Raw genomic sequence first — 7,493 nt, 5'->3', positions numbered from 1 at the left:
TGACACGCATCGCTGCGATCATTAATGAGGTGTATTCTCTTGTTCAAAACGTAACCGTCGAAGTCTATTCCAAGGATCCAAATCTCTTCAGATCCCGCAAGCTTCGCCGCCCACGTTTCTCTTTCTTCTCATCTTCAATTGTCAAAGAACTGACCAGAAAAACCAGTCGAAATCACTTCCCGTAAGCCCAAGCACCTAAGCCCAGAACCTTCAATCAGCATCGCAGCCAATCCAGGAAACACTAGAGCGAAAGTCGTCGTCGCCAGCAGCGCCGCCGCCCTCGTTCAGTGAGTGGGCTTATAATCCCACCCAACGAACCAAGTCAACAAGCGATTTTGAAAAAAATCGAAAAACAAATAAGTGATTGATTCTCATGATATATTTATGAAGGGATGCCGAGCTCCGGCTGAAGATGCGACGAAGCCACCCGCGCATCCCTTCCCTGGCATGCTCACGCTACCCAATCGGGCGCCGCTGGCGGCACAATATGAGGTGGATCATCGGCAACGTCCCACAAGCCCTATCACCTGCACCATAGATTTCTATAGGAAACGAGGCCCCCAAAGAGTGAATATCGCCCGGTTGATTTGACTCGCCTGTCATAAATATGCACATCTTCGCCCCCAGCCTGCGGCTCGCATGAAGGAACCGGATTTCGATTGGCATGATGACGGACAAGATGATGCTCCGATCGCTCGGCAACGAGCCGCCAATCCTGGCCGATGGCAGGCGGGCGCCGGATCGACGCGAGGTTTCCTTGCGCTGGCTCTCGGGCACCTTCCTTACCGGCGTCACCTCGAGCATATTGATGGGCGTCGCCTTGTTCGCAGCGCTCGACGGACGACAGCAACTGGCTATTCCGGCCGAAGCCTATGCGACATCGGACAATCACGATGCCTCAGATGATCAGGTCACCCGCGGCGGGCGCCTGATTTCCACCGCCATCGCGTCCAAGCCGTCAGACCGCAACATTCTCGAAGTATCGACCGTTGTGAAAGACGGCGACAAGGAGGTGGTGCGTCGCCAGCCCTTCGCCCATGTGAAGATCGCCTTGGCCACCAATCGCATCGCCAACGAAAGCTATCCGCCATTTGATCCGCTGGCGATCTTCTCCGCCGATGAGAATATACCGCCGCCGGCCAACCGGACCGGCGCGATCTACGGATCGGATGTTGAATCGGAGGTCAGCCTGAAGACGGTGCCCTTTCCGTCCAAGGATATTCCCTTCCAGCTTGCCGGCTCCATGTCGCTCGACGAAGTCGAAGAGAATGTACGCTCCAACGGCTCGGTCCTGACAGACGGCAATACCCAGCTTTCGGCACTCTATTATGTCGATCCGCGCCGTTTCGCCAACGACGATGCCGATGTCGACCTGACAGCCGGCCTGACCGCCCGCATCGTCGAGGAAAACATGTCCGTCTCCCCCTCCCAGGCTGTGACCGCGCAGACACAGGAGTTTGCTGACGACATCATTCCGGTTCGGGAAAACATGCCGATTGTCACGGCCCTCACCAATGCCGGCTATCTCAAGGCGGATGCCGACGACATCACGGCAAAGATCCAGCCGTTCTTCGGATCGTCCGATGTTTCCGCAGGCGACGTGCTTCGCATCGGCATCCTGCAGAAGGGCGAGCAGGCCAAGATCATCCGCGCCAGCATCTACCGCGGCACCAAGCATTTGCTGACCATCGCGCAGAACGATCGTGGCGATTTCGTCGCCGGCAGCGAACCGCATATGCTTGACGCCATCGCCACCGCCTTCGACAACGACGCCCCCCCCTCTGTGGCCGGCCGCGATCTGCCGAGCGTCTATGACGGCATCTATCGCGCAGCGCTTTCCTACGGCATGAACAAGGAAATGGTGGCGCAGATCGTCAAGCTGCTTGCCAGCAATGTCGATTTCCAGGCGCAGCTGAAACCGGCGGATTCGCTGGAAGCCTTCTTCTCGGTTGCCGATGAAAACGGCCAGGCGACAGCCGATTCCGAACTGCTCTTCGTCAACGCCAAGTTCGGCGATACCGTGACCCGCTTCTACCGTTTCGAAGATCCGGCCGATAATTCGATCGATTACTTCGATGACGGCGGCAAGAGCATCCGGCAATTCCTGTTGCGCAATCCTGTTCCGACCGGCGTGTTCAAATCCGGCTTCGGCATGCGACGCCATCCGATCCTCGGTTTTGCGCGCATGCATACGGGCGTGGATTGGGCTGCGCCCCGCGGCACGCCGATCATCTCCGCCGGCAACGGCATCGTCGAAAAGGCCGGCTGGGATTCAAGCGGCTTCGGCAATCAGACGCTGATCCGTCATGCCAATGGCTACGTCTCCTCCTATAACCATCAGAGCGCCATCGCCAAGGGCATCGTGCCGGGCGCGAAGGTGGTTCAAGGACAAGTCATCGGCTTCATCGGCTCGACCGGCCTCGCGACCGGCCCGCACCTCCACTATGAACTGATCGTCAACGGGACGAAGGTCGACCCGCTGCGCATCCGCCTTCCCGGCGGCAAGTCCCTCGAGGGCGAGGCTCTCGCCAAATTCCAGGAAGAGCGCAAGCGCATCGATACGCTGCTCAGCGACGACAAGTCGAAACAGGTCGCAAGCAAGTAGCCCTGAAGGCTGGGACATCCCCGTCAGCGGGCAACCAGTTAGGCTCGAACAGATCCCATCCGAACAACCAGTTCCGCCATGAGCTCATCCACCGCCTTGAAAGCCGTATCGACGACGATAGGCCCCGAGCTCCAGCTATCATAGTTTCGCGTAACGACCTCGTCCCAGGTCGGGTTCACAAGGCCTTCGATATCGGCCTCGCGCGTTTCCACGCGCCGGCGATGCTCGGTCCTGTCGGAACAGATGACCTCCACCTCGATTGACGGCACACCCGCCCGCTGCGCGACGTGCCTCCAGGCTTCGCGCGTCACCGAAATGGGATTGACTGTATCCGCAATCACGGTTCTCCCCAGTTTCAGATTGTCTTCGGCGACCCCATAGGCAACCATATATCCGGCAGGTCCGACATCAGCTCTCAACATACCGGAATTCCGCAACGCCTGCTCGATCGTGTCGAGCCGGACGTGCACACCGCCCAACCGCTGCGCCAGCGCGCGCGCAATGGTGGTTTTTCCGCTGCCCGGCAGGCCACCGAAGATAACAAGCATGGTTTCCTCCGTCCCTCTCCAAACCCGCGCCAGCATCACAGAGGAGGCAAGGTCAGGCAAGCAGGCTCTCAAAAGCAAGATGGCGGCCGAAAGGCCGCCATCCGCATTTCATCAAACATTCTCGACCTTATGCCGCCTCGTTCACCGCATGGCGCGGGCGGAACAACAGCCTGTCGGAACCGCTGGTGACCTTGACCAGCGAGCCATCCGGAATCTGCCCGGAGAGGATCTGTTCGGCGAGCGGATCCTGGACATATTTCTGGATCACCCGCTTCAGCGGCCTTGCACCATAGGCGGGGTCGTAGCCCTTGTTGGCGAGCCAGTTGCGGGCATCGTCGTCGAGCTCGAGCGTGATCTTGCGCTCCGACAAAAGCTTCAGCAGCCGCTCCAGCTGGATATCGACGATCGCGCCCATCTCCTCGCGCTTCAGGCGATGGAACAGGATGATCTCGTCGACACGGTTCAGGAATTCCGGGCGGAAATGCGACCGCACCACATCCATCACCTGTTCGCGCACCAGATCGCTGTCATCGCCTTCCTTCAGCTGGGTCAGATATTCGGCGCCCAGGTTGGAGGTCATGATGATCATGGTGTTGCGGAAGTCGACCGTGCGGCCCTGGCCATCCGTCAAACGCCCGTCGTCCAGAACCTGGAGCAGGACGTTGAAGACATCGGGATGCGCCTTCTCGATCTCGTCGAACAACACGACCTGATAGGGTCGGCGACGGACGGCTTCGGTCAGCGCACCGCCTTCCTCATAGCCGACATAGCCGGGAGGGGCGCCGATCAGCCGGGCCACGGAGTGCTTCTCCATGTACTCGGACATATCCATGCGCACCATGGCCGTATCGTCATCGAAGAGGAAGCGGGCGAGCGCCTTGGTCAGCTCCGTCTTGCCGACGCCGGTGGGGCCGAGGAAGATGAACGAGCCGATCGGCCGGTTCGGATCCTGCAGCCCAGCGCGCGACCGGCGGACGGCACGCGATACCGCCTGAACGGCATCGCCCTGGCCGACGACCCACTTCGCCAGTTCGTCTTCCATCCGGAGCAGCTTGTCGCGTTCACCTTCCAGCATCTTGTCGACCGGAATCCCGGTCCAGCGGGAAACGATCTGGGCGATATTGTCGGCGGTGACCACTTCCTGCACCATGGAATCGCGGGCACTGTCCCGCTCTTCCGCAGTTTGCAGCTCCTTCTCCAGCTTCGGGATCACGCCATAGGCGAGCTCGCCGGCACGCTGGAATTCACCCTTGCGTTGGGCGGTCGCCAACTCGTTGCGGGCTTCGTCAAGCTGCTTCTTCAGATCGGCGGCAAGACCCAGCTTCTGCTTTTCGGCTTGCCAGCGCGCCGTCAGCGCATCGGCTTCCTCTTCCAGCGAGATAAGCTCGGTCTCCAGCCGCTTCAGCCGGTCGGCCGAGGCCTGGTCGGTTTCCTTCTTCAGCGCCTCACGCTCGATCTTCAGCTGGATGATACGGCGATCGAGTTCGTCGAGTTCTTCCGGCTTCGAGTCCACCTGCATGCGCAGGCGGGCCGCAGCTTCGTCCATCAGGTCGATGGCCTTGTCCGGCAGGAAACGATCGGTGATATAGCGGTTCGACAGCATGGCGGCGGCCACCAGGGCGGCATCGGCGATGCGGACCTTGTGGTGCTGCTCATACTTTTCCTTCAAGCCGCGCAGGATCGAAATCGTATCCTCGACTGTGGGCTCCTCGACCATGACGGGCTGGAAGCGTCGTGCGAGAGCCGGATCCTTTTCGACATGCTTGCGATATTCGTCGAGCGTGGTCGCGCCGACGCAATGCAGCTCACCGCGGGCGAGCGCAGGCTTCAACAGGTTGGAAGCATCCATGGCGCCATCCGCCTTGCCCGCGCCGACCAGCGTGTGCATTTCGTCGATGAACAGGATGATCTCGCCGTTTTCCGACTGGACCTCGTTGAGCACGGCCTTCAGCCGCTCTTCGAACTCGCCGCGGAATTTCGCGCCGGCAATCAAGGCGCCCATGTCGAGCGCCATCAGCTTCTTGTCTTTCAGCGATTCAGGCACGTCGCCATTGACGATGCGGAGCGCCAGGCCCTCGACGATCGCCGTCTTGCCGACGCCGGGCTCGCCGATCAGCACGGGGTTGTTTTTCGTGCGGCGGGAAAGAACCTGAATGGTGCGGCGAATTTCGTCGTCACGGCCGATGACCGGGTCGAGCCTGCCTTCGCGAGCCTCGGCGGTGAGGTCGCGTGCATATTTCTTCAGTGAATCGAAGCCCTGCTCCGCATTGGCGGAATCGGCGGTACGACCCTTGCGGATATCATTGATGACTTGATTGAGTGTAACAGGCGTCACGCCGGCTTTCTTCAGCGTCGCGGAAGTGGAAGCGGACGACTCGATCGCCAGTGCCTGCAAGAGGCGCTCGACGGTGACGAAGCTGTCGCCCGCCTTCTTTGCCGCATCCTCGGCGGTGGCAAATACCTTGGCGAGCGGCTGTGCGAGATAGACCTGGCCATCGCCGCCGGAAACCTTCGGCAACTTGGCAAGCGCGGCGTCATTGGCAAGACGGGCAGCCTTGGCATCACCGCCGGCGCGTTCGATCAACGACGCGGCCATGCCTTGGTCGTCGTCCAAAAGCACTTTCAGAACATGTTCGGGTGTGAACTGCTGATTACCCTGCGCAAGCGCATAGGTTTGGGCGGATTGCAGGAAACCGCGCACCCGCTCGGAGTATTTTTCAATATTCATACTGGACCTCCATGGATCGGCCTGCCCTAACCGGCGCAGATCGATGATTGAGATTGAGCCCCCTCAAGAGGCGGACCCCGCCTTGTCGCTGTTGAGATTTGCGGCAAGGCAACTGAGGAGAATATGGGAGGGTATCTGAGGAGTTTAAAGGGCGGCAAAAGCGAAAAAAGTGAGGGATTTGCCGGGTTGAGCCGCGTTGACCCAAAGGCGGAAGATTGCAGCGACATCGGCCTCTGCAAAGCAGGAAGGACATGTCATCCGCGAACGATGGCGCGGATTCCCCTACCCGCGTTGCGCTCATCGGCAAAACGGGCAACCACGTGCAAATGAACATGAAACACGTGCTGCCCTGCAACGGCTCCGACATTCCAGCCGAGAGTGAAGCCATCCGGGTCGCAATATTCCAGGTGAGCCTTTGCCATTGTCAGCATTTCGCCCAACCCGGCCCACTCCTCGGAGCGGATATCGAAAGGGCTTTCCGCATGCCGACGCAGGATGATCATGACCACATGCGGCATTTCCGGATCGATAGTGCCAAGCATATAGAAGGAGCGGTTGCCACCCAGAGGCTCATCGGCGAGCAATTCATTCCCCAGACAGAAACGGCAGCCGGCTTTATCAGTCGAAAGCATCAAATTTCTCCACTCGATATGCCGGAGAAGGACAAGTTCCGTTTCGGAAGCGAATGATAACGGCTCCGGAAACTTCTGGCCGTACTCTGAGAAAAAAAGGAACCGAAAGCAGAAATGGGAACGGCGGCACTTTCAGCACCGCCGTTCCCATTTCGGTATTTTGACCGGCTTCCCCTGAGGGGAGGTCGTCTTATTCCGATGCAGCGTCGGCCAAAGCCGGGGCGTCGCCCGCGGCGGCCTCGTCCTTCCCTTCCGCATCAGCCGCGCGGCGGGGCTGGCGACGCGGGCGGTTTCCGGCATTGCGACGGCGCGGCTGGCGCTCGGCGGCTCCGCCGGGAGGCGTCTCTTCCTCGATTGCCACCTCGGCCGGGATGCCTTCAATCACCGGCTGCGGGCCGGTGCCGTCGATAACCTCGGGTTCGGGAGCCGGAGCGGGCGCAACGACGGGAGCATGCTGACGAACCGGAGGCGGAGCCATCTGCGGCTGGTCGTCCATGTCGTTTCCGTCGATATCGTCCATATCACGGTCGCCCGCATCGCGGTCGTTATAATTATTCTGATCGTCGCGCTGAAAGCGCTCCTGCATCTGCGCCTGGGCGCTGGCGATAATCCGATTGTAATGCTCGGCATGCTGAAGGTAGTTTTCAGCCATGACGCGGTCGCCGGAGCTGTGTGCGTCGCGAGCCAGAGCCGCGTACTTCTCGGCGATATGCTGAGCGGTTCCGCGAATCTTCACATCGGGACCGGAGCTGTCATAAGTCCTGGTCAGCGGATTCGAGCCTTTGCGGTTGAAGTTGTTATTGTTGTTGTTATTTCCGCCGCCGCCGCCGTTGTTGTTACCACGCCCCCGACCGCGCTTGTTCTGCTGTCCTGGCCTCATAGATCCTTCACCTGAATTCTCTTCGTTGGGATAAAATCATACACGACACCTGCCGCCGCGGCTCGGATACTTCCGAGCCAGGGCCTGCGTGCCGCAAGCA

The 7,493-nt window shown here is 59.9% G+C and carries 6 protein-coding genes; 2 read left to right on the top strand and 4 right to left on the bottom strand.

Going from position 1 to position 7,493, the window contains the following annotated elements:
• Both GA0061101_RS39825 and GA0061101_RS06260 read left to right on the top strand, forming a co-directional pair.
• A partial coding sequence (locus GA0061101_RS39825; protein ID WP_208864992.1) for a hypothetical protein occupies positions 1-185 on the top strand: 185 nt, incomplete at its 5' end.
• A 479-nt stretch (positions 186-664) separates the two neighbouring features.
• Positions 665-2,605: a M23 family metallopeptidase gene (locus GA0061101_RS06260; RefSeq protein WP_037196624.1), complete on the top strand. Its 1,941-nt coding sequence runs from the start codon at positions 665-667 to the stop codon at positions 2,603-2,605.
• A gap of 38 nt (positions 2,606-2,643) precedes the next feature.
• On the opposite strand, the gene GA0061101_RS06255 is transcribed toward GA0061101_RS06260, so the two are convergent.
• From GA0061101_RS06255 to GA0061101_RS06240, 4 genes are all read right to left on the bottom strand, one after another.
• Complete coding sequence (locus tag GA0061101_RS06255) at positions 2,644-3,153, bottom strand: P-loop nucleotide/nucleoside kinase family protein (RefSeq protein ID WP_092573242.1); 510 nt, start codon at positions 3,151-3,153, stop codon at positions 2,644-2,646.
• A 127-nt stretch (positions 3,154-3,280) separates the two neighbouring features.
• The gene (clpB, locus tag GA0061101_RS06250) at positions 3,281-5,881 is read right to left on the bottom strand and encodes an ATP-dependent chaperone ClpB (RefSeq protein WP_037196631.1); all 2,601 of its coding nucleotides are present in this window, start codon (positions 5,879-5,881) and stop codon (positions 3,281-3,283) included.
• A gap of 254 nt (positions 5,882-6,135) precedes the next feature.
• Positions 6,136-6,513: an HIT family protein gene (locus GA0061101_RS06245; protein ID WP_092573241.1), complete on the bottom strand. Its 378-nt coding sequence runs from the start codon at positions 6,511-6,513 to the stop codon at positions 6,136-6,138.
• Between the two features lie 190 nt (positions 6,514-6,703).
• A complete protein-coding gene (locus GA0061101_RS06240; protein ID WP_047553414.1) occupies positions 6,704-7,393 on the bottom strand; it encodes a DUF4167 domain-containing protein in 690 nt (229 codons plus the stop codon).
• Positions 7,394-7,493 lie beyond the last annotated feature (100 nt).

It is taken from the genome of Martinezella lusitana (assembly GCF_900094565.1).
GTDB classification, from domain to species: domain Bacteria; phylum Pseudomonadota; class Alphaproteobacteria; order Rhizobiales; family Rhizobiaceae; genus Rhizobium; species Rhizobium lusitanum.
This window is presented reverse-complemented; position numbering and strand designations above follow the sequence as displayed.

Excerpts from the sequence above, each read along its gene's own strand:
- GA0061101_RS06245 (WP_092573241.1), bottom strand. The coding sequence starts at position 6,513 with ATGCTTTCGACTGATAAAGCCGGCTGCCGTTTCTGTCTGGGGAATGAA.
- GA0061101_RS06240 (WP_047553414.1), bottom strand. The coding sequence starts at position 7,393 with ATGAGGCCAGGACAGCAGAACAAGCGCGGTCGGGGGCGTGGTAACAAC.
- clpB (WP_037196631.1), bottom strand. The coding sequence starts at position 5,881 with ATGAATATTGAAAAATACTCCGAGCGGGTGCGCGGTTTCCTGCAATCC.
- GA0061101_RS06255 (WP_092573242.1), bottom strand. The coding sequence starts at position 3,153 with ATGCTTGTTATCTTCGGTGGCCTGCCGGGCAGCGGAAAAACCACCATT.
- GA0061101_RS06260 (WP_037196624.1), top strand. The coding sequence starts at position 665 with ATGATGACGGACAAGATGATGCTCCGATCGCTCGGCAACGAGCCGCCA.